21 protein-coding genes are annotated in these 20,519 nt (G+C 74.2%); 10 read left to right on the forward strand and 11 right to left on the reverse strand.

Going from position 1 to position 20,519, the window contains the following annotated elements; all coding sequences use genetic code 11:
* Positions 1-20: 20 nt before the first annotated feature.
* The 4 genes from FHX36_RS02140 (at position 21) to FHX36_RS02155 (ending at position 3,797) form a co-directional block, all read left to right on the forward strand.
* Entirely contained in the window at positions 21-722 is a 702-nt protein-coding gene (locus FHX36_RS02140; protein WP_110550379.1) for a response regulator transcription factor, read from the forward strand.
* Positions 719-2,212 carry a HAMP domain-containing sensor histidine kinase gene (locus FHX36_RS02145; RefSeq protein ID WP_220035772.1) on the forward strand — a complete coding sequence of 498 codons (1,494 nt, stop codon included), beginning with the start codon at positions 719-721 and terminating at the stop codon, positions 2,210-2,212. Before FHX36_RS02140 ends, FHX36_RS02145 begins: the two co-directional genes overlap by 4 nt.
* Before the next feature lie 126 nt (positions 2,213-2,338).
* Positions 2,339-3,187 (forward strand): alpha/beta fold hydrolase, encoded by an 849-nt coding sequence (locus tag FHX36_RS02150; protein WP_110550377.1) that lies wholly within the window; start codon positions 2,339-2,341, stop codon positions 3,185-3,187.
* Positions 3,180-3,797 (forward strand): TetR-like C-terminal domain-containing protein, encoded by a 618-nt coding sequence (locus FHX36_RS02155; RefSeq protein WP_110550375.1) that lies wholly within the window; start codon positions 3,180-3,182, stop codon positions 3,795-3,797. The genes FHX36_RS02150 and FHX36_RS02155 overlap by 8 nt, the downstream gene beginning before the upstream one ends.
* 119 nt (positions 3,798-3,916) lie before the next feature.
* On the opposite strand, the gene FHX36_RS02160 is transcribed toward FHX36_RS02155, so the two are convergent.
* A complete protein-coding gene (locus tag FHX36_RS02160) occupies positions 3,917-4,765 on the reverse strand; it encodes a helix-turn-helix transcriptional regulator (RefSeq protein ID WP_110550374.1) in 849 nt (282 codons plus the stop codon).
* A 101-nt stretch (positions 4,766-4,866) separates the two neighbouring features.
* Between FHX36_RS02160 and FHX36_RS02165 the strand changes: the two genes are divergently transcribed.
* Positions 4,867-5,628 (forward strand): SDR family oxidoreductase, encoded by a 762-nt coding sequence (locus FHX36_RS02165; RefSeq protein WP_110550372.1) that lies wholly within the window; start codon positions 4,867-4,869, stop codon positions 5,626-5,628.
* A 99-nt stretch (positions 5,629-5,727) separates the two neighbouring features.
* Here the strand turns inward: FHX36_RS02165 and FHX36_RS02170 are convergent, their stop codons facing one another.
* Positions 5,728-6,372 (reverse strand): TetR/AcrR family transcriptional regulator, encoded by a 645-nt coding sequence (locus tag FHX36_RS02170; RefSeq protein WP_110550370.1) that lies wholly within the window; start codon positions 6,370-6,372, stop codon positions 5,728-5,730.
* A gap of 107 nt (positions 6,373-6,479) precedes the next feature.
* Here FHX36_RS02170 and FHX36_RS02175 point away from each other — a divergent pair, with 107 nt between their 5' ends.
* A complete protein-coding gene (locus FHX36_RS02175) occupies positions 6,480-7,046 on the forward strand; it encodes a dihydrofolate reductase family protein (RefSeq protein ID WP_110550368.1) in 567 nt (188 codons plus the stop codon).
* Between the two features lie 28 nt (positions 7,047-7,074).
* Here the strand turns inward: FHX36_RS02175 and FHX36_RS02180 are convergent, their stop codons facing one another.
* The 5 genes from FHX36_RS02180 to FHX36_RS02200 form a co-directional block, all read right to left on the reverse strand.
* A complete protein-coding gene (locus FHX36_RS02180; protein ID WP_220035771.1) occupies positions 7,075-7,917 on the reverse strand; it encodes an N-acyl homoserine lactonase family protein in 843 nt (280 codons plus the stop codon).
* A 1-nt stretch (position 7,918) separates the two neighbouring features.
* On the reverse strand, positions 7,919-8,752 hold the full coding sequence (locus FHX36_RS02185; protein WP_110550366.1) for a shikimate dehydrogenase family protein: 834 nt from the start codon (positions 8,750-8,752) through the stop codon (positions 7,919-7,921).
* 86 nt (positions 8,753-8,838) lie between these two features.
* On the reverse strand, positions 8,839-9,879 hold the full coding sequence (locus FHX36_RS02190) for a DctP family TRAP transporter solute-binding subunit (protein WP_110550365.1): 1,041 nt from the start codon (positions 9,877-9,879) through the stop codon (positions 8,839-8,841).
* 143 nt (positions 9,880-10,022) lie between these two features.
* A complete protein-coding gene (locus tag FHX36_RS02195; RefSeq protein WP_110550363.1) occupies positions 10,023-11,297 on the reverse strand; it encodes a TRAP transporter large permease in 1,275 nt (424 codons plus the stop codon).
* Positions 11,294-11,779, reverse strand: coding sequence for a TRAP transporter small permease (locus tag FHX36_RS02200; protein WP_110550361.1), 486 nt, complete (start codon positions 11,777-11,779; stop codon positions 11,294-11,296). Before FHX36_RS02200 ends, FHX36_RS02195 begins: the two co-directional genes overlap by 4 nt.
* Before the next feature lie 182 nt (positions 11,780-11,961).
* Here FHX36_RS02200 and FHX36_RS02205 point away from each other — a divergent pair, with 182 nt between their 5' ends.
* Positions 11,962-12,957 carry a LacI family DNA-binding transcriptional regulator gene (locus FHX36_RS02205; protein ID WP_110550359.1) on the forward strand — a complete coding sequence of 332 codons (996 nt, stop codon included), beginning with the start codon at positions 11,962-11,964 and terminating at the stop codon, positions 12,955-12,957.
* Between the two features lie 4 nt (positions 12,958-12,961).
* On the opposite strand, the gene FHX36_RS02210 is transcribed toward FHX36_RS02205, so the two are convergent.
* Together FHX36_RS02210 and FHX36_RS02215 are read right to left on the reverse strand one after the other, a co-directional pair.
* The gene (locus FHX36_RS02210) at positions 12,962-14,884 is read right to left on the reverse strand and encodes a sugar phosphate isomerase/epimerase and 4-hydroxyphenylpyruvate domain-containing protein (RefSeq protein ID WP_258372552.1); all 1,923 of its coding nucleotides are present in this window, start codon (positions 14,882-14,884) and stop codon (positions 12,962-12,964) included.
* Between the two features lie 92 nt (positions 14,885-14,976).
* Positions 14,977-15,765, reverse strand: coding sequence for a hypothetical protein (locus tag FHX36_RS02215; protein ID WP_146251487.1), 789 nt, complete (start codon positions 15,763-15,765; stop codon positions 14,977-14,979).
* Positions 15,766-15,935: 170 nt separating this feature from the next.
* Here FHX36_RS02215 and FHX36_RS02220 point away from each other — a divergent pair, with 170 nt between their 5' ends.
* The 3 genes from FHX36_RS02220 to FHX36_RS02230 all read left to right on the forward strand — a co-directional run bounded on the left by FHX36_RS02220 (position 15,936) and on the right by FHX36_RS02230 (position 18,708).
* On the forward strand, positions 15,936-16,616 hold the full coding sequence (locus FHX36_RS02220) for a TetR/AcrR family transcriptional regulator (RefSeq protein WP_258372551.1): 681 nt from the start codon (positions 15,936-15,938) through the stop codon (positions 16,614-16,616).
* Between the two features lie 240 nt (positions 16,617-16,856).
* Entirely contained in the window at positions 16,857-17,711 is an 855-nt protein-coding gene (locus tag FHX36_RS02225; RefSeq protein ID WP_110550446.1) for a helix-turn-helix domain-containing protein, read from the forward strand.
* Positions 17,712-17,778: 67 nt separating this feature from the next.
* A complete protein-coding gene (locus tag FHX36_RS02230; RefSeq protein WP_110550355.1) occupies positions 17,779-18,708 on the forward strand; it encodes an NADP-dependent oxidoreductase in 930 nt (309 codons plus the stop codon).
* A 50-nt stretch (positions 18,709-18,758) separates the two neighbouring features.
* On the opposite strand, the gene FHX36_RS02235 is transcribed toward FHX36_RS02230, so the two are convergent.
* Positions 18,759-19,685: a hypothetical protein gene (locus FHX36_RS02235; RefSeq protein ID WP_183513459.1), complete on the reverse strand. Its 927-nt coding sequence runs from the start codon at positions 19,683-19,685 to the stop codon at positions 18,759-18,761.
* 103 nt (positions 19,686-19,788) lie between these two features.
* Positions 19,789-20,517 (reverse strand): B3/B4 domain-containing protein, encoded by a 729-nt coding sequence (locus FHX36_RS02240; protein WP_110551952.1) that lies wholly within the window; start codon positions 20,515-20,517, stop codon positions 19,789-19,791.
* Between the last annotated feature and the right edge of the window lie 2 nt (positions 20,518-20,519).

A 20,519-nucleotide genomic window follows, 5' to 3' on the forward strand; every position in this document is an offset into this window, starting at 1 on the left:
GATCGAGGGACGGGGATGGGATGACCGCACAGCGGCTGCTGGTCGTGGAGGACGAGCCCACGCTGCGTGAACTGCTGTCGGCGAGCCTCCGGCTCGCTGGGTTCGACGTCGTCACGGCGGCGACCGGGTCCGAGGCGCTGACCGCCGTCCGCGGTCAGCGCCCCGACCTGATCGTGCTCGACGTGATGCTGCCCGACATCGACGGCTTCCAGGTGCTCCGCCGGATGCGCGAGCAGCACCCGGCGGCAGGAGTGGCGTTCCCCCCGGTGCTCTTCCTCACCGCGCGCGACGCACCCGAGGACCGGATCAGCGGACTGCGGGCCGGGGGCGACGACTACGTCACCAAGCCGTTCAACCTGGAGGAGCTCGTGCTGCGGATCCAGGCCGTGCTCCGTCGCACCGGGGGCGACCCCGGGGACGGCCGGCTGGTCGTGGGCGACCTGGAGCTGGACACCCACAGCCATCAGGTGACCCGGGGTGGGCAGCCCGTGCACCTGTCGCGCACGGAGTTCAGCCTGCTCCGGGTCCTGATGGAGCACGCCGGGCAGGTGCTGTCCAAGCCCCAGCTCCTCGAGCTCGTCTGGCACTACGACTTCGGCGGGGACGACAGCATCGTCGCCACCTACATCAGCTACCTGCGCCGCAAGATCGACCCGGGGGACCCGAAGCTGCTCATCACCGTGCGCGGCACCGGCTACCTGCTGCACCGGCCCCGGTCGTGAGCGCGCCGCCGGTGCGGCGGCGCCGGCCCCACCGGCTCTCGCTGCGCGCCCGGCTCCTGGTCATCACCCTGGTGCTGGTGCTGGCGGCCCTGCTGGGCAGCACCGCCGCGCTCGCCGTCCTGCTGGAGCGCAGCCTGGTGGACCAGTTGGACGACCGACTGCAGGCAGCCGCCGCACTGGCGGCGCAGCCGCCGGTCGTCCTCGTCGCACCGGGAGCCCCGGCACCGCAGGTGCGCAACGCCGTGGAGGGGGCGCTGACCGGTGACGTGCACCTGGTGGTGCTCCGCCCGGACGGCGCGGTGCAGCGGGTCGTCCGGCCGGCCACCGGCAGCCCGCCCGCGCTGCCCCCCCTGGACGCGGCGGCGGTCGAGGCGCGCGGGGAGCGGCCGTTCGAGGCGCCGGCCCGGGCAGGTGGACACGCCTGGCGGGTGGTGGCCACGCCCGCGCAGGGCGGCACCGTCGTCGTCGCCGTGTCCATGGCGGAGACCGACGAGACGCTCCGCGACCTCGGCGTCCTCGCGCTGTCGATCGACGCCGTCGTGGTCGTCCTGGTCGCCGGGGCGGCGTGGTTCGCCGTCCGCGCCGGGCTGCGCCCGCTGCGCCTGGTCGAGACGACGGCGGCGTCCATCGCCCACGGAGACCTGGCGCCGCGGGTACCGGATCTGGCCTCCGGGCGGACGGAGCTGGGGCGGTTGTCCGCCGCGCTCAACGGCATGCTGGACCGGATCGAGGCCGGGGACGCAGCACGCGCGGCCACCGCGGACCGGATGCGCCGGTTCGTCGCCGACGCCAGCCACGAGCTGCGCACGCCGCTGTTCGGCATCAAGGGCTACACCGAGCTGTACCGGATGAGCGGCCTGCCCGAGCGCGCCGACGTGGACCGAGCGATGGGCCGGATCGAGGGCGAGGCAGCCCGGCTCGCCCGGCTGGTCGAGGACCTGCTGCTGCTCGCCCGCCTCGACGAGGACGACGCCAGCGGCGGGCTCCCGCTGCGGCTCAGCCCGATGGACCTCCGCACCCTCGCCGCCGACGCCCTGCACGACCTGCACGTCCTCGACCCCGGACGGCCGGTCACCCTGACCGGTCCCGGCGGCGGTCCGCCGGGCAGCGCACCCGTCCTCGGCGACGAGGCGCGGCTGCGGCAGGTCACCTCCAACCTGATCGGCAACGCCGTCGCCCACACGCCGCCCGGCGCGCGGGTGCGGATCGGCGTCGGCACCCACGCCGGCGAGGCGGTCCTCGAGCTGGGCGACGACGGGCCGGGGATGACCGCGGAGCAGGCCGCCCGGGTCTTCGACCGCTTCTACCGCGCCGACGACGGGCGCGGGCGAGCCGGTGGCGGTGGCGCCGGTCTGGGGCTGGCGATCGTCCAGTCGCTGGTCGCCGCCCACCACGGGCGCGTCGAGATCGACACCGCTCTCGGCGCAGGAGCGGTGTTCCGGGTCCTCCTGCCTCTGCACGCCGAGGCACCGCAGCACGCCGAGGACTGAGGGAGGGGGTGCGGCGTGGAACGCCGACACGAGAGTGCCGGACAGGCGCCAGCTCACGTCTTGACCTCGGCGGCTATGGCCAGTAGCTTATGGCTAACGACATAAGCCACTGCACCGGAGGACGAGATGACCGAGTACCTGACCATCGACGGCGGGACCCTCGCCTACGAGCTGACCGGCACGGCAGGGCCCCTCGTGGTCCTGGCTCACGGCATGGGTGACAGCCGCGCGGCCTACCGCTTCCTCACCCCCTCCCTGGTGGAGGCCGGCTACCGGGTGGCGGCGGTCGACCTGCGCGGCCACGGCGAGTCCAGCGTGGGGTGGCCGGCCCACACCCGCACTGCACTGGCCGGCGACCTGATCGCGCTGGTGCGGCACCTGGGCGGGCCCGCGGTCCTGGTTGGCCACTCGATCGCCGGCGGTGCGGTCACGATCGCCGCAGCCCAGGCCCCGGAGCTGGTGACGGCGGTCGTCGAGCTCGCCCCGTTCACGCGCAAGCAGCAGGTCAAGCTCGGTGACTTCCGGGTGGGCACCTACCGGCGCGGCGCGATCCACCTGATGGGCACGGCGATCCTGGGCAGCACCCGGCAGTGGGCCAAGTACCTGGACGCCGCCTACCCCGGCGCCAAGCCCGCGGACTGGGACAGCCGCCTGCAGCAGATCACGGCCATGCTGGCGGAGCCGGGCCGGATGAAGGCCCTGCAGGCGATGGGCAAGACCCCGCCCACCGATGCCGGTGCGCAGCTGCCCAACGTGACCCGCCCGGTGCTGGTCGTGCAGGGCGGCGCCGACCCGGACTGGGTGTCGCCGAGGGCCGAGGGCGAGGCGATCGTCGCCGACCTGCCCACCGGCCTGGGCCGCCTGGTGGTGATCGAGGGGGCCGGGCACTACCCCCACGTCGAGCACCCCGAGCAGGTCCTCGCCGCGGTCCTGCCCTTCCTCGCCGACCACACCCAGGCCGGTCACCGTGCCTAGGGCGGGCCTGGACGCCGGGGTGGTCGTCGCGGCCGCGGCCGAGCTGGCCGACGAGATCGGGTTCCCCGAGCTGACGATGGCACGGCTGGCCGACCGGCTCGGCGTCCGCACCCCCTCGCTGTACAAGCACGTGGCCAGCCAGGAGGACCTGCACCGGCGGATCGCCGTCCTCGCCCTCGACGAGGTCGCCGACGCGGTCGGCGCGGCCACGCAGGGCCGCGCCGGCCGGGACGCACTCGGGGCGGCGGCCCGGGCGATGCGCGAGTTCGTGGTCACCCACCCCGGCCGGTACGCGGCCACCATCGGGCTCACCGCCACCGGACCCGATGACCCGATGGCGATCGCCGCGATCCGCGGGCTGGGTCCCTTCTCCGCGGTGCTGCGCGGCTACGACGTCCCTCCGGAGCAGGCGACCCACGCCCTGCGTGCGCTGCGCAGCGTCTTCCACGGCTTCGCCACGCTGCAGGCGACCGGCGGGTTCCAGTGGGCAGTCGACGTCGACGAGAGCTTCGAGTGGCTCATCGACCTCATCGACCGCGGGCTGCGCGCCACGCCCACCGACCAGCCCGCCGACACCGCGTCGACCACTCCCTCCACCCACCACCGCTGAACGCCCGACCCGGCAGCACGTCGACCATCGACACGGACGTGGAGACGTCAGAGCGTCTCTGGTTCCCTGAGCCGGGTCGGGCAGGCCGGCGCCGCCCACGGCCTTGGGGCGCCCCGGTCCTAGTGCTCCGGGGCGAAGGCCTGGGTGCCGAGGACGGCGAGGAGCGCGAGCCTGCTCGCGGCGTCGGTACCCGGGGGAGCGGTGAGCACGAGCAGCACCTGCGACGCGTCCTCGGTGAACAGCGCCTGGCAGTCGACCTCGATGGCGCCGACCTCGGGGTGCAGGAGCACCTTGTGGTCCTCGAACCGCCGGGCCACCTCGTGGGCCTCCCACAGCCGCGCGAACTCCGGGCTCGTCCGGGTGAGCACCCGGACCAGCTCCCCGGCCCGGGAGGCCGCTCCCATCGACCCGTACGCGGCACGGAGCGAGGCCACGTGGCCCCGGCTGTGCCGGTCGCGGTCGTCCTCCGGGTAGCTGGCCCGTTCCCGCTCGGGGTGCACGAACCAGCGGTAGATGCCGCTGCGCTCCCAGCCGGTCAGGTGGCTGACGTCCCCGAACAGGGCCCTCGCCGGGTCGTTCTGCACGAGCGTCTCGCCCAGCGCGGACAGGATCAGCGCCGGGGTGTCGGTGAGGCGGTCGAGGACGCGCAGCAGCCCCGGGGCGATGTGGTCGCTGCCGCCGACGGTGTCGGGGGCGGCGTGCCCGGCAACCCGGTAGAGGTAGGCGCGCTCGTCCGCGGTCAGCCGGAGGGCCCGGGCCAGCGAGGCGAGCATCTGCGTGCTCGGCTGCGGGCCGCGCCGCTGCTCCAGGCGCGTGTAGTAGTCGGTGGACATCGCGGCGAGCTGCGCGACCTCCTCCCGACGCAACCCGGCGGTGCGCCGGCGCGGGCCCGCGCTCAGCCCGACGTCCGCAGGCTGGAGGCCGCTGCGGCGCCGGACGAGGAAGTCGGCCAGGTCGTCCCGGTTCACCGGACGAGTGTCGCCGCTGCACGCCGGCGGGAACCAGGGACCGGCGATCCCCCGATCACCGCGCTCTGCCACGGGCTCCGGACCCGGCCGACGCTCCGGGCATGGACATCGCAGGCAACACCGTCTTCATCCCCGGCGCGACCAGCGGCATCGGCCTGGCCCTGGCGCTGCGCCTGCAGCAGGAGGGCAACACCGTCATCGTCGGCGGGCGGCGCACCGCGCTGCTGGAGCAGATCGTGGCCGAGCACCCCGGCCTGCACGCCGTCCAGATCGACACCACCGACCCGGTGAGCATCCAGCGTGCCGCTGCCCAGGTCCTGGCCGACCACCCCGACGTGGACGTGCTGGTCACGATGGCCGGGATCATGCGGGTCGAGGACTGGACGACGAGCCAGTTCCTCTCCTCGGCCGAGGAGACGGTCACGACCAACCTGCTCGGTCCGATCCGCCTCATCGCCGCGTTCGTCGAGCACCTGCGCTCCCGGCCCGCCGCCACGATCATGACGGTCTCCTCCGGGCTGGCGTTCGCGCCGCTGCGGATCACGCCCAGCTACAACGCCACGAAGGCCGCGGTCCACATGCTGAGCGAGTCCCTCCGGCTCCAGCTGGCGGGCACCAGCGTGTCGGTGGTCGAGCTCGAGCCGCCGTCGGTGCGCACCGCCCTGCTGCCGGGCCAGGAGGAGAGCGAGTTCGCCATGCCCCTCGCCGACTTCGTCGACGAGGTCACCGAGCTGATCCGGACCCAGCCGGACGCGCGGGAGATCCAGGTGGAGAACGTGAAGTTCCTCCGCTACGGCGAGGCGCGTGGCGACTACGACCACGTCGTCGCGACCCTCAACCACCTCGACCCGCACGGCAACTGACGTCGGTCGGCGGCCTGGCGGGCCGGGCCTCGGCCCGGCCGAGGCCCGTGTCGGCTCCCGCCGGTCACGTCAGGGCGCCGGCCGGCGGGGCCCCGCGGTTCACGCCGGAGTCCGCGCGTCGGGCTGGACCCCGTAACGGGCGACCATCGTCGTCACGGCCTCCTCGACCGCGCGCTGCTGCTCCTCCTCGGTGATCGACCAGCCGGCGTGGACCAGGCGGGGCCAGAAGACCGCGCTCGCGATCATGCCGAGGAACTGCGCGGACGCGATCCCCGGGGACTCCATGTGAGCCCGACCCGCGTCCTGCTCGGCGCGCAGGTAGCTTCCCAGAGCGGCGAGGGCGGGGAGCGTCCCGAAGTCGAAGGTCCGCTCGCGCAGCTCGGCGAACCGGGGGGCCTCGGCGATGACGAGCCGGATCAGCCCAGCCGTCCGGGGCTGCAGCAGCACGTCGGCGTACGCCCGGCCCAACGCCAGGAGGCCGGCTGAGAGGTCGCCGGTCGGGGGGACGGGGACGGTTCCCCCCGGGCTCTGCCCGACGGCGAGCACGGTCGCCTCGAACAGCAGCGCCTTGGTCGGGAACTGCTTGAACAGCGTCGCCCTGGAGACTCCCGCGTTCTCGGCGACACGGGCCAGCGACGTCCGGTCGTAGCCGCTCTCGAGGAACAGGGCCTCGGCGGCGGCGAGGACGGCCGCGCGGTTCTCGTCGGCCACGCGCTGGTGGTACTCGGGCAGCTCGCGGGTCATGGCGGCAGTCTGGCACGAGCTGTGAGTCCATTGACTCACCTCTCGTGCGCCCCTACCGTCAAGGGGGTGAGTCACTCGACTCACCTCGTCGCGAAGGAGTGGTCCCCATGCACGACACGAGTCCCCGGACAGCCGAAGGCAAGGTGCTGTGGCACTTCTCGATGTCCCTCGACGGGTACGTCGCGGGCCCGGGTCACGGCATGGACTGGATGCCCGAGGCGACGAACCGGCCGGGCCTCGTCGAGGAGTACGTCGAGACGACCGGTGCGGTGCTCGGCGGACGCGACGGCTGGGACGCCTTCCCGGACGCAGGTGCCGTGTACGGCGGTGCGTGGAGCGGGCCGGTCTTCGTGCTGACCCACCACCCCGAGGACGCCGAGCCCGCCGACAGGGTGACCTTCCTCAGCTGTGACGTCGCCGAGGCGGTGCACATCGCCCGGCAGGCCGCCGGGGGCAAGAACGTCGAGGTGCTCTCCCCGAGCATCGGCCGGCAGCTGCTGGAGCGCGGCCTGCTCGACGAGGTGGACCTGCACGTCCTGCCCGTGCTGCTCGGGGACGGGGTGCGGCTGTACGACCACCCGGGCGGGTCCCCGGTGCAGTTGGAGTTCCTCAACGGCGACCCGGTCGAGGAGGTCAACCTCCGCTATCGACCGGTCGGCCAGGTCGGCCGCTGAGCACCGACCCGGACAGCGGCGGTCGCCGTCAGGCGATCTGCACGACCCGGCCGGTGAGGGCCGGCGTCGCCGCCGGGTGCCGCTCGAGGACGGCCGGGTCGTGGCCCGGCACGACCAGCTCGAGCCGGTCAGCGAGCTCGCTGATCCGGTCGAAGGCACCGTGGACGGCGGTCGTGCAGTGCAGCAGTGGCGCCGGCCGGTCGGTGCCGAGGTTCTCGTAGAAGTGGCTCGCGTCGGACGCCAGGACCACGTGGCCCAGCCCGGTGCGCAGCCGGACCACCTGCATCCCCGCCGTGTGGCCGCCGACCAGGTGCAGGCTGAGCCCCGGCAGCAGCTCGACGTCCCCGTCGACGACCTGCAGCCGGCCCTGCCGCTCGGCGGCGCCCAGGTGGGCCAGGTCCTCGGGTGACCAGAGCCAGCGCTCCCGGGTGATCCGCTGCGGCCACGGTCCGGTCCAGTACTGCCACTCGGTCTCCTGGACGACGTAGGTGGCCGCGGGCAGGTCGGCGACGGTGCCGGTGTGGTCGTAGTGCAGGTGGGTGAGCACCGCCCGGTCGACCTGGTCCGGGGTCACGCCGACCTGCGCCAGCAGCTCGACCGGTGAGCCGAGGTAGCTCATGCCGGGCATCGTCGCGGCCCGGTCGCGCCCGATCCCGGCGTCGACCATGACCACGTGCCGGTCGGACACCGCGAGCCACACGTAGTAGGCCGTGGGGTGTGGTTCGGTGGACCGCTCGTCGTGGCCCAGGAAGTGCTGCCCGCGGAGACCGGTCCGGAAGCCGTAGGCGAACGCGAGCACCCGCCAGGTGCCGGGCACGGTCGGCCGCAGCCGGGCCAGCGCGTCGGTGTCGGGGGCGGGGGACGTCGACACCTCAGTCGTCCAGCGGGGCCAGGGCGCGCAGCTCCTCCGGCGTGGCCGAGCCGAAGCCGAAGAACTCGAGGTAGGCCGGGATCTGCTCGTAGAGCATGTCGGTGCCGACCTGGACCGGGCAGCCGCGGGCCGTGGCTGCCGCCAGCAGCGGGGTGATCCTGCGGTGCATGACCACCTCGCCGACGAAGGTCGCGGGGGAGAGGCGGGTGACGTCGACGGGCAGCGGGTCGGTGTCGGACATGCCCAGCGGGGAGGCGTTGACGACCAGGTCGTAGCCGGCCGGGTCCGCGGAGCCGGTCAGCACCTCCAGCCCGGGGAAGTGGTCGAGGAGCCGACCGGACAGCCGGTCGCTGACCCCTGCCCCGGGGTCGAACAACCCGAGCGCGGCGACCCCGGCCTCGGCCAGCGACGCCGCGATCGGCGAGCCGACGCCGCCGTTCCCGACCACCAGCGCCCGCCGTCCGGCCGGGTCGAAGCCCTTGCGGACGACGCCGCGCACGAACCCGGTGCCGTCGAACTGGTCGCCGACCAGCGTGCCGTCGTCCCGCCGGAGCACCGCGTTGGCCGCACCGGCCACCCGCGCGGCCCGGGACAGGTCGTCGACCAGCTCGGTGGTGGTCACCTTGTGCGGCATCGTGACCAGCGCGCCGTGGACGTTGGTCAGCGTGAACAGGGCGGAGAAGAACTCCCGGTAGTCGTCGGCGCGCACGCCCATCGGCACGACCACCGCGTCGATCCGGTGCGCCTCGAACCACGGGTTGTAGATCATCGGCGCCTTGAAGGCGTGGGTGGGGTAGCCGAGGTGGGCGATGAGCGTCGTCGTCCCGCTGAGCATGGTCGTCTCTCCTGCCGAGGTGGGCGGGCTGTCCGCCCGTGAGCGGCCCCGGGGTGGCTGGTCGGCTCACCCCGGAGCCCGGGCCGTCACTCCGCCGAGCCGCGGATCGCCTCGTAGACCGCCAGCTGGTCACCGCTGTAGTTCTCGGAGAAGTAGTCCTCCGCCTGCTCGCGGAACGCGTCGACGTCCACGTCGTCCACCACCTCGAAGTCGCCGCCGGACGCCCACTCGTCGAGCTGCGTCTGCTCGAGCTCCTCGACGCACTGGGGGACCTGCTCGACGGCCGCGTCGACGGCCGCGGACAGCGCCTCCTGCTGCTCCTCCGACAGCTCGTCCCAGACCGGGCCGATGACCACGAGGTTGGAGTTCTGCTGGTGCGCGGAGAGGCTGAGGTAGTCCTGCACCTCGGCGTAGTTCTGGGCCGCGATGTTCGTGATCGGGTTCTCCTGGCCGTCGACGATGCCCTGCTGGAGGGCCAGGTAGAGCTCCTCGAAGGCGACCTCGGTCGGGGTGGCGCCCAGTGCCTCGGCGTTCATCAGGTACTGCGGGGAGTTGGGGAACCGCATCCGCAGGCCGTCGAGGTCGGCGGGCTCACGGATCGGCTCGCTGGCGGTGAAGTGGCGGGCGCCGGCGGACCAGGCGCCGAGGATCTGCACCCCGGTCGAGTCGGCGAAGTCCTGCCGGACGGTGGCCGACGCGTCACCACCGAAGAAGGTCGCCAGGTGCTCGGCGTCGTCGAAGGCGTAGGCCGCGTCGACCACGCCGATGGGCTCGTAGATGGCCCCCAGGGCCGAGGCACCCTGGATGTCCATGTCGTGGTCACCGGCCGCCACGGCGTTGACGCGGTCGGCGTCGCCGCCCAGCTGGCTGGCCCCGAAGATCTCCACCGTCACGCCGACGTCGGCGGACGCGACCTCGTCGGCGATGACCTGGGCGCCGCAGCGCGCCTGCGGCTGGTCGTCGGTGTAGCTGTGGGCGAGGGTGATCTCCACCTCCTCGCCGGCCGAGCCACCGCCCCCGCCATCGCCTCCGCCGTCGTCGCTGCCGCCACAGGCAGCCGCGAGCAGCACGGGCACGGTCATCGCGAGGGCGAGCGCAGTGCGCTGGCGCCGAGAACGAGTCTTCATGAGGTCCCTCCGTTGGGTTCGAGAGTTCTGGTCGTCGGACGTCAGGCGCCGGTGGTGCACCCGGCAGCAGGACGGGTGTGCGGTGGACCGGCCCCCGGCTGACCCGGGGGACGACTGTGCGGGCGGGCCGTGCCCGCGGCGGGTCACAGGCCGAGCTGCTCGGGGAGCCAGGTCACGGCGTCGGGGAAGAGGATGATCAGGGCGCAGATGACCAGCAGCGGGATCATGAACGGCAGCGAGCCGCGGAAGACCAGTCCGGTGGGTGCCTTGGTGATCGAGCTGAGCACGTAGAGGACCGTGCCGACCGGCGGGGTGAGCAGGCCGATCATGTTCGAGATGATCAGCAGCACGCCGAGCGCGATCGGGTCCACGCCGAACTGGTTGCTGATCGGCAGGATGATCGGGACGGTCAGCACGAGGATCGCCGTGGGGTCGATGGCGGTGCCGAGGATCAGGATCACGATCGCCACGAGCAGCAGGAAGACCGTGGGGTCGTCGGTCAGCGCGAAGATCGCCTCCGACAGCTGCTGCGGCACCCGCTCCCTGGCCATGATGTAGCCCAGCAGGGACGCCGAGGAGACGATCAGCATGACCGCGGCCGACACCAGGACGGTCTCCTTGAGCACCTCGGGCAGGTCGCGGAGCTTGAGGCTCCGGTAGCAGAGGCAGAGCACCAGCATGTAGGCGACGCCGACGGCGGCGGCCTCGGTCGGTGTGAAGGCGCCGGAGAGGATGCCGCCCAGGATGATCACCGGCGCGCCCAGCGGGCCGAGGACCCGGCGGCCGGTGTGCAGCACCCGGGGCATGGAGAACTGGGTCACCTGGATGTCGGGGTACCGGCGCACCAGGACGAAGACGACGACGCAGAGCCCGAACGCCATGAGCAGCGCGGGGACGACCGATGCGGCGAACAGCGCACCGGTGGAGACGGCGGCCAGGCCGGCGTAGATGACCGCCGGGATGCTCGGCGGCATGACCGGGGCGATCAGCGACGCGGCGCCGGTGACGCCGAGCGCGAACTTGAGCGGGTAGCCGTTGCGCTGCATGGCCGGGATCTCGACCTTGCCCAGCGCGGCCGCGTCGGCGACCGCCGAGCCGCTCATCCAGGAGAACCCCAGGCTCACCCCCACGCTGACGTAGCCGAGGCTGCCCCGGACCCGGCCGAAGAGCGCCAGGGCGAAGTCGAAGAGCCGGTCGGCGATGCCGCCCTTGTTGGCGATGACGCCGAGCAGGATGAACAGCGGCACGGCCAGCAGCGGGAAGCTGGCGGTGGCGGCCGTGAGCAGCCGGAGGCTCGCGCCGATCGACTGCCCCTCGATCCACATGTAGGCCAGGCAGGGACCCAGGAACGCGAACGCGACGGGAACCCGCAGGCACAGCAGCGCGGTGATGGCCAGGGTCAGCCAGAGGATGGTCACTCGACACCGGCCATCATCGGGGCGTGCCCGGCGGGCACCCCGCGGACGGCGATGACGCCGGCCGCGACGAGTCCGCGCACGGCAGTGCTCACGAAGCCGATCAGCGGGAGCACGTACAGCCAGGGCATCGGCATCCTGAGCGAGGGCGACTTCAGCCGCGCCTGCGACTGCATCAGCTCGAAGGCCTCGACGGCGAAGCCGGCGCCGATGGCCGCGACGACCAGGCAGGCGAACACCCGGACGGCCCGCACCACGAGCGGGTTCTTGACCAGGTCGACCACCTCGAGGGCGATGTGCCCGTCCGTGGTCACGAGGACGCCGGTCACGACGAAGGCGAGCCAGACCAGGCAGAAGCGGGCCAGCTCACCGGTCCAGGGCCAGCCGTCGATGGGCAGGTACCGCTGGCCCGCCTGGGCGAGGACGAGCAGGAACATGAGCACCGTCGCTGCGGCGGCCAGCCCGATCTCGATGGCGGTGACCACCCGAACCGGGCGTGACCACCAGCGGGTGGGTGGGTCGTTCGGAGCCGTCACTGGCTCGCGCTCCTTCGGTCGACGCTGTGCTGCGTGTCACAGCAGGGAGGGACGCTAGAGACCAGCTCAGCACCGCGGCAAGCAGTTGCCACGGTGTTGCCAGAACGAGCTGATCACGCTTACATCACGCCGTGACCAGCCCGACCATCTACGACGTCGCCCGCAGCGCCGGCGTGGCGACCTCCACCGTCTCCCGGGCGTTCAGCAACCCCCAGCGGGTCAGCGCGGGAACCCGGGAGCGCGTCCTGCGGGTCGCCCACGAGCTGGGCTACGAGCCGAACCCGCACGCCCGTGCCCTGACCTCGCGGCGCACCCAGACGCTGGCGATGGTCGTCTCGGACATCACCAACCCGCACTTCTTCGAGATCATCCGGGGCGCGGAGCTGCGGGCGAAGTCCTCGGCGTTCACGCTGGTGCTCGTCAACGCCGAGGAGTCGCCGCGGATCGAGTGGGAGCAGATCAGCCGGCTGATGCGCTCCGTCGACGGCTTCCTGCTGGCGGCGAGCCGGCTGCCCGACGAGAGCCTCGGCCAGCTGGCCGCCTCGCACTCCGTCGTCCTGCTGAACCGCCAGGCCGCGGGCATCCCGAGCGTCGTCCTCGACCAGCGGGAGGGCTGCCGGCAACTGGTCGCCCACCTGGCGTCGCTGGGTCACTCGAAGCTGGTGTGCCTCTCCGGACCCCGCAACTCCTGGACGTCGGCGAACAGGTGGACGGCGATCCGCGACGCGGCGGAGGAGCTGGGGCTGACGGTGACCCGGATGGGGCCCTACACGCCGACCGTCTCGCACGGTGGCGCCGCGGCCGACGCCGCGCTGACCACCGGCGCGACGGCGTTCATCGCCCACAACGACCTGCTCGCCATCGGCGTGCTCCGCCGCCTGGCCGCCCGCGGCGTCCGGGTGCCGGGCGACGTGAGCGTCAGCGGGTTCGACGACATCTTCGCCGCCGACCTCTGCACCCCGAGCCTGACCACGCTCGGGGGCGTGCACGCCGACCTGGGCCGCGCAGCGGTCGAGCTGCTGCTCGAGGCGGCGGGCGCGCCCAACCGCACCGGCGCTGCCGCCCAGCAGCTGGTCCTGCCGTCGCGGCTGGTGCTGCGGAACTCGACGGGGGCCTCGACCCGCTGAGCGGCTAGCCGGGGACCCCGGTCCGCGAGGTGACCGCAGCGAGCCGGGGGTCGCGACCCTGCGCCCCCCGGGCGCGACGGTGTGCGGCCATCCGGACCGGGGAGTCGGCGGTGCCGTACCCGTCGTAGCCGTCCAGCCGCTGCACCACCTCGAAGAACACCCGGTCGCCGAGCACCAGGGTGGCCAGGTGCAGGTACCCGCCGCGCGCGTCGGAGTCGTAGAGCAGCCCGTGCTCCCGGATCGCCGCGATGAGGTGTGCGGGGAGGTCCAGGCGGGCGTCCAGGTCGTCGGCGTAGTTGGCCGGCACGGGCAGCAGCGGCACACCCGCGGCCCGCAGCCGGACCGCGGTGGCGACGAGGTCGTCGGTGGCGAAGGCGACGTACTGCGGGTCGGGCACGCCCGGCGACCAGCCGCCCCGGCGGAGCGCGGCGACGCTCAGGCTCAGCCGTACCGCCCGGTCGGGCTGGGTGACCGCCCGGTGCCGGACCAGGCCGAACGGTGCGGCCACCTCGGTGACGGCCTGCGGCTCCAGACCGAGCACGGCCCGGTAGAACAACCCGGCCTCGTCGAAGGCGTCGAACGGCTGGGTCAGGCCCACGTGGTCGACGGCGGTGAGGCCGGCACCTCGCTCCCCGGCGTCACCGGTCGGGAGGAAGTCGGCCGGCCAGCCCTCCGGACCGGTGCGGGTGAAGAACACCTGGGTGCCGTCCGGGGCCTCGATCGCAGCCAGGTCGGCCTCGGCGCTGCCGCGGGAGCGCGGGAGCACCGGCGCCCGCAGCGCCTCGGCCCGCCGGGCGGACCGCACCGGGTCCGCGCTCTCCAGGCCGAGGGCGGTGACGGCGGCGATCCCGGCGGCGGCCGGCCGGACGACGGAGGCGTTGAGCAGCACCCGGGCGGCACCCTGCTCCCACAGCTGCACGGGCTTGGACCGGTGCTGCCCGGTGTGGGTGAACCCGAGCCGCCCCAGCACGTCGGCGACCTCCGGCCCGGACACGCCGTCGACGCCGAGCTCGGTGAACGAGTGCCCGGTCAGCGCCGGGGGAGCAGGGAGGGGCGCCGGGCCGGGGAGCTGCTCCTCGAGCCAGAGCAGGGAGCGCATCGCGTCCACCGCCGTCCGGGCGGGGTCGGCCTGCCGGAAGACGTCGTTGAAGACCTCCAGCGACAGCGGCCCCGCGTAGCCCGCGTCGAGCACGCTGCGCAGGAACCTGGGGAGGTCGAAGGCGCCCTGCCCGGGGAAGAGGCGGTGGTGCCGGCTCCACTGCAGCACGTCCATCTGCAGCTGCGGGGCGTCGGCCAGCTGCAGGAAGAACAGCTTCTCGGCCGGCACGGCGGCGAACCCGGCGGGGTCACCGCCGCGGGAGAGCACGTGGAAGCTGTCCAGGCAGAGGCCCAGCGCCGGGACGTCGGCCCGCCGGACCACGTCCCACGAGGCGTCCCAGGTCGACACGTGCGTGCCCCAGGCCAGTGCCTCGTAGGCGATCCGCAGGCCGCGCTCGCCGGCCCGGTGCGCCACGGTGGCCAGCTGCTCGGCGAGTTGGTCGACGTCGGCGACGGCATCGGGGGACACCGAGGAGCACACCAGCACCGTGTCGACGCCGATCTCGGCCATCACGTCGAACTTGCGCTCGGCGCGGCGGACGTTCCGCGCGAAGGCCGCCGGGTCGGTCGAGTCCAGGTCGCGGAACGGCTGGTACAGGTCGACCGACAGCCCGAGGCCGGCGCACCGGGCGCCCAGCTCCCGCGGCGACCACGGCGCGGCGACCAGGTCCGGCTCGAACACCTCGACCCCGTCGAAGCCCGCTGCCGCCGCGGCGGTGAGCTTGTCCTCGAGCGTGCCGGACAGGCAGACGGTCGCGACCGACCGGCGGAACGCCACCCGCTCCGCGTCCGGGCCGGGGTCGGTGCGCACGCTGGCAGGTGTGGTCACCGGCCTCCTCCGCTTCTGTACCAGGTGGTGAGTTGTGCGCCCAGCGGACCACACCCGTCGCTCCTGCGCCAGCCTCCTGCCGTGCCGGCAGGTCAGCCGCCGGCGAGCCTGCGCTCCCGTGCCCGAGGGTGCTCCAGCATGCGGTCGACCAGCGTGTGCAGCGCGCGCAGCCGGTGCCCCGGGTCATCGGCCAGCAGTCCCTGGGAGTCGTCGCCACCCAGCGCGACCGGCACGTGCGGCGGCAGGGTGGCCAGCAGGCCGGCCGCGCCGTCGCCGGCCTGCTCGACCTGGCGCGCGCTCAACCGCACGTAGCCCAGGTGCTCCCAGGCCAGCTCGACGGCGTCCTCGATCTCGTCGGCGGTGGTGGAGGTGGCGGCGACGTCCAGCACGAGGCCGCCGCGCGAGGGGGCGACGACGTCGATGGCGTCCTGCACCAGGTCCAGGCGGTCGACCGGTACCGGCGCCAGCAGCGGGCGCAGCCGGTAGGGGCGGGCCTGCTCGGCGAGCTGGCCGAACAGCGTGATCCGCTCGGCGGTGCTCCGGCCGGCGGGCGAGGCCGGTGCGGCGAACCGGGCGGTGACGTACCGGGCGCCGAAGCGCGCGCCCAGGTCGAGCACCCGGCCGTGCGCGGCGTGCACGTCGTCGGAGGGGAGCGGCCCGTCGAGCACCACCCGACCGACGTCCAGCACGGTCACCCGGGTCTGCAGCAGCAGGTCGACCAGCCGGGCGAGGTTGCGCTCGCCGCTGCCGCCGGACCACCAGTGCTCCACCTCCTCGGCCCCGCCGACGTGCAGGCCGAGGGAGTCCCAGCCGGTGCCGGGCAGCAGCTCGGTCAGTTCGAGCGGGTCGCGGGGGTGGACCACGGACTGGTGCACGACCATGCGGTTCACGGTCTGCCGCCTCTCTTGTCGGGCGGCCCCGGAACGGGCCACCGATCGGGGTGGGCGAGAGTACTGAGCCCGTCGCCGTCGCCCCGGCCGGGCGGAGGGGCCGGGTCGTCGCGAGCGGCCGACCCTAAGCTCGGGTCGCCGAACCGGCTGGGAGGAGACCCGTGAGCGCACAGCCGTCCGGTGCCGGGGAGGGTCCCGGCACGTCGGCGGTGGCCGGCGTCGAGCGCACCCGGGACGCCGAGCGCACCAGGGCCGACATCCTGGCCGTGGCCACCCGGGAGTTCGCCGACCAGGGCTACGCCGGCGCCCGGGTCAACGAGATCGCCGACAAGACCAGCACCACGAAGCGGATGATCTACTACTACTTCGGCGGCAAGGAGCAGCTCTACGTCGCCGTCCTCGAGCAGGCCTACCGCCGGATCCGCGCCCTCGAGCAGCAGCTGGACGTCGAGCACCTCGACCCCGTCGAGGCGATCCGCGAGCTGGCCGCCCTCACCTTCGACCACCACGAGCAGCACCCGGACTTCATCCGGTTGGTCAGCATCGAGAACATCCACCGCGCCGAGCACATCGCCCGCTCGACGGTGCTGTCCGGGCTGGCCAACCCCGCGCTGGACGTGCTCGGCGCGATCCTCCGTCGCGGCTGGGACGCCGGGGTGTTCCGCGAGGACGTCGACGCCCTCGACGTCCACCAGGTCATCAGCGCCTACTGCGTCTTCCGGATCGCCAACCGGCACACCTTCGGCGCCATCTTCGGCCGCGACCTGCTCGACCCCGCGCAGCGGGAGCACCAGCGGACGATGCTCGGCGACCTCGTCGTGGCCCACCTGACCGCTCGCTGACGGCGAGCACCGGGAGCCGGTCGACGAGGGCGCGGCCTGCGCCGTCGCCGGCGGTGTGCGCCGACACGCCAGGCCGACCAGGACGGCGGCCGGGTCGCCACGTGACGGCCCAGCCTGCGCTGGCTCGCGATGCCGTCGACCACGAGCCCGGGGCGGGCCGGTGCCCCGCCCGCGACCCGGTCTGCCGTCGTGCCGCTGACCAGCGTCGATCCGGGCGGCTCCCCACGGCAGACTGACACCGTGGAGCGGCATGACTTCGGCGCAGCAGTGCGCCACCTGCGGGGGACGACGGACCCCGCATCCGTCGGGCTGCCCGTCGGCGGCCGGCGGGTGCCCGGGCTGCGGCGGGAGGAGCTCGGCGACCTGGCCGGGATGTCCGCTGACTACGTCCGCCGGTTGGAGCAGGGGCGCAGCCACCCCTCGGCCGGCGTGGTGAACGCCATCGCCCGGGCCCTGCGGGTGGGACGGGCGGACTACGAGCGGCTCTGCGCGCTCGCCGGGTACGCCGCCGCGGACGGGCAGGTGCCGACCGACCTCGGCCCGGGCGCGACGCGGCTGCTGGAGCGGTTCTCCGACACCCCGATGCTCGTCACCGACGCCGCGATGAACCTCGTCGCGGTCAACAGCGCGTTCCTGGCGCTGGAGCACTGGGACCTCACCGGGGACCGCTGGGAGTGGAACGTGGCCTGGCGCATCTTCTGCAGCCCGTTCGCGGCCTTCCAGCAGTCCGCGGCCGACGCGACCAGCCACGAGACGATCCAGGTGGCCCAGCTGAGAGCCGCGCTGCTGCGGTACCCCGGTGATGCGTCGCTCGCGGCCCTCGTGGACGAGCTGCGGAGCCGGAGCCGGCGGTTCGACACGCTGTGGCGGGCGCCGCGGCCGGTGACGGCCTACGAGAGCAGCGCGACGTTCACCCAGTCCGACGGCGACTCCGTCACGCTCGTCGGGAACCTGATCGCGATCCCCGGCGACGACCTGGCGGCCGTCATGCTCACTGCGGCGCCGGGCTCGCGCGACGCGGCCCGGCTGGTCGAGGTGGTCGGCGCGGCCGGCGGCCAGGCGGTCGTCAAGGTGGGCCAGTCCGGCCCAGGATGACCGCGGCAGGACCTGCGACGTTGGGTGGCGTCTCGACCACGGCACACCCAGAGGAGCAGGTCCAGCGATGAAGGCAGTGCGTTTCCACGAGGTCGGCGGTCCCGAGGTCCTGCGCTACGAGGACGTCGAGCAGCCCGCCCCCGGCGCGGGTGAGGTACGGGTGCGGGTGGCGGCCTCGGCGTTCAACGCCGCCGACGCCGGCATGCGCGGCGGCTTCCTGCCGATCCCGGTCGTGCTGCCGCACGTGCCCGGGTACGACGTCTCCGGCACGGTCGACGCGCTCGGGGAGGGCGTCCGCGGCCTGCAGGTGGGGGACGCGGTGATCGGGTTCCTGCCGATGGAGCGGGACGGCGGCGCGGCGGAGTACGTGATCGCCCCGGCGGACGCGCTGGTGCCGGCCCCCACGACGGTCCCGCTGCCCGACGCGGCGGGGCTGCCGTCGGTCGCGCTGACGGCCTGGCAGGCGCTGTTCGACCTCGGCGAGCTGACCGCCGGGCAGCGGGTCCTGGTCAACGGCGCGGGGGGAGTGGTCGGCAAGTACGCCGTCGCACTGGCCACGCGGGCCGGCGTGCACGTCGTGGCGACCGCCAGCCCGCGCAGCAGCGACGCCGTCCGGGCGGCCGGGGCCGACGAGGTCATCGACCACACCACCACGGACCTGCTGGACGCGGTCGACGAGCAGGTCGACGTCCTGCTCAACCTCGCCCCCATCGACCCCGACCGGTTCGCGGCGCTCGTGGCCCTGGTCCGCGACGGCGGCAAGGTCGTCAGCACCACCGCCTTCATGGCCACCCCCGGGGACGAGGCCCGCGGCGTCACCGCGGCGACCGTGTTCGTGCTGCCGAACCGCGACCGCCTCGCCGAGCTGGTGTCCCTGGTGGACAAGGGGGACCTGCAGGTCGAGGTCACCCGCCGCATCCCGCTGGCCGAGCTGCCCGGGCTGCACGCCGAGGCCGCTGCCGGTCGCATCGAGGGCAAGGTCGTCGTCGAGCCCTGACCCCCGGGTGCCAGGGGCGGCCGACGTCGCTGACTCCGCGGGGGACCGGCTCAGCGGACGGGCAGCGTCGCCAGCCGGGCGGCCAGGTCCGCGTTGCGGCGCAGGAAGGGCACCCACCCGTCGGGCGCCCGGGTGCCCGGCACCGGCCGGGAGCAGGTCTCCTGGTCCCAGGCACGGAGCCGGCCGTCCCGGATCCGCAGCCGGACCAGGACGTCGTCGCCCCAGGCGGTGACGTCCTGGTCGCCGTCGGCACCGGTCTCGCCGGGCGCGGTGACCCGCTGCGGTGCGACGACCCACCGGAGCGCCTCGATCTCCTCCTGCAGCCGGGCGGCGGCCTCGTAGGCCTGTGCCCCGGCCGCGGCGTCCCGCCGGGCGGTCAGCGCCGCCAGCGCGCCGGCGACCGCCGTCGGCTCGCGGTCCAGCACCGACTCGACGGCGCTCGCCAGCTGCGCGACGGGGGTGTCGTGCCCGCCGCGCACCCGCGCGAGCTCGCGCTCGCCCGCGGTCCGGCCCGGGCCGGCGTGACCGATCGGGTACAGCCGCTCCAGCCCGGAGACGGCCAGCTTCACCTTGCGGGCGCCGAGGTAGGGGCCGAAGCAGCGGGCTCCCGGTGCCGGCCGGTGCGCCGGGGCGAGGCCGAGCCGCGGCGCCTCCGGCGAGGGGTCCAGGCGGATGCTGACGGGCACCTCCAGACCGCCGACGATCCGGTTCCACGGTGGCATCGACCGCTCGAGCAGGTTGCGTTCGGCCCAGGCCGCCTCGTGCGCGGAGTCGCAGACGAGCGCCTCGATCCGGGCGACCCGGAGCACCATCCGGCGCAAGTGGCGGCGGTCCCGCAGGTCGCCCCAGTAGGAGCTCACCCGGCGGCGCAGCTCGACGGCCCGCCCGACGTAGAGCACGCGGCCGCCGTCGTCCCGGAAGCGGTACACCCCCGGGGCGGCCGGCAGCGCGGCTACGGCGTCCGGTCGGGCGGGCATCCCGACATCCTGCGCACGCGATCGGTGCCCGTCGTGGCGCCACGCCCGACGGCTGGCCCATGTCCCACCGATCACACCGTGCTCTCCCGAGCCTCCTCCGGAGTCAGGACGCGGTGAGCAGCCGGCGGTGGAGCACGGCGTCCGGGCTGAGGGTGACCAGGGCGTCGGTGAGCGCGTCGGCGGCGGCGGTGAGGGCGGCGTCGTCGAGCGGGGCGAGGGCGTCGAGGATGAACACGGCGTCGGTGGTGGTCGTGGTGATCCGGGTGCGGATGCCCTGCCGCCAGTTCCAGCGGCGGCAGGTGACCCCGGCGCCGTCGCGCCAGACCACCTCGCCGGCGTCCGGGTGCTCGATCACCGGCCGGCCACCGGCGGTGGTGTCGAAGTCCTCGTCCCCGGTGGCGCGGACCAGCCGGGCCGGGCCGGTGTAGGCGTCGCGGTCCTCACCGCCGACGGGCAGCAGGTGGGCGATGGAGACGGCGTTGTAGACGTCGGTGATGCGGTCGATGCGGGGCAGGCCGTCGGGGTCGAGGCGGCGGAGGAGGGCCTCGACGCTGGGGCGGGTGCGCTGGGGCTTGGCGCCGAAGGCGCGGTAGGCCTCGCGCCAGGCGGCCGGGTGCGGCAGCTGCTCGGGCGGCTGCCCGGCCAGCGCGCGCCGGGCGGTCGCCTCGGCGGCGGCCAGGACGCGCTCGCTGTGCTCGTCGCTCGGGCCGCCGCGCAGCCCGTCGGCGGTGATCAGCACGGCCCGGTAGTCGGGCCGCAGGGTGGACACCGCCGGGTCCACGAACGCGGCGGCCAGCCACTCGCGCGGGTCGGTCGGCTCGGGTGCGGTCATCG

This window comes from Modestobacter versicolor, from assembly GCF_014195485.1.
GTDB classification, from domain to species: Bacteria; Actinomycetota; Actinomycetes; order Mycobacteriales; family Geodermatophilaceae; genus Modestobacter; species Modestobacter versicolor.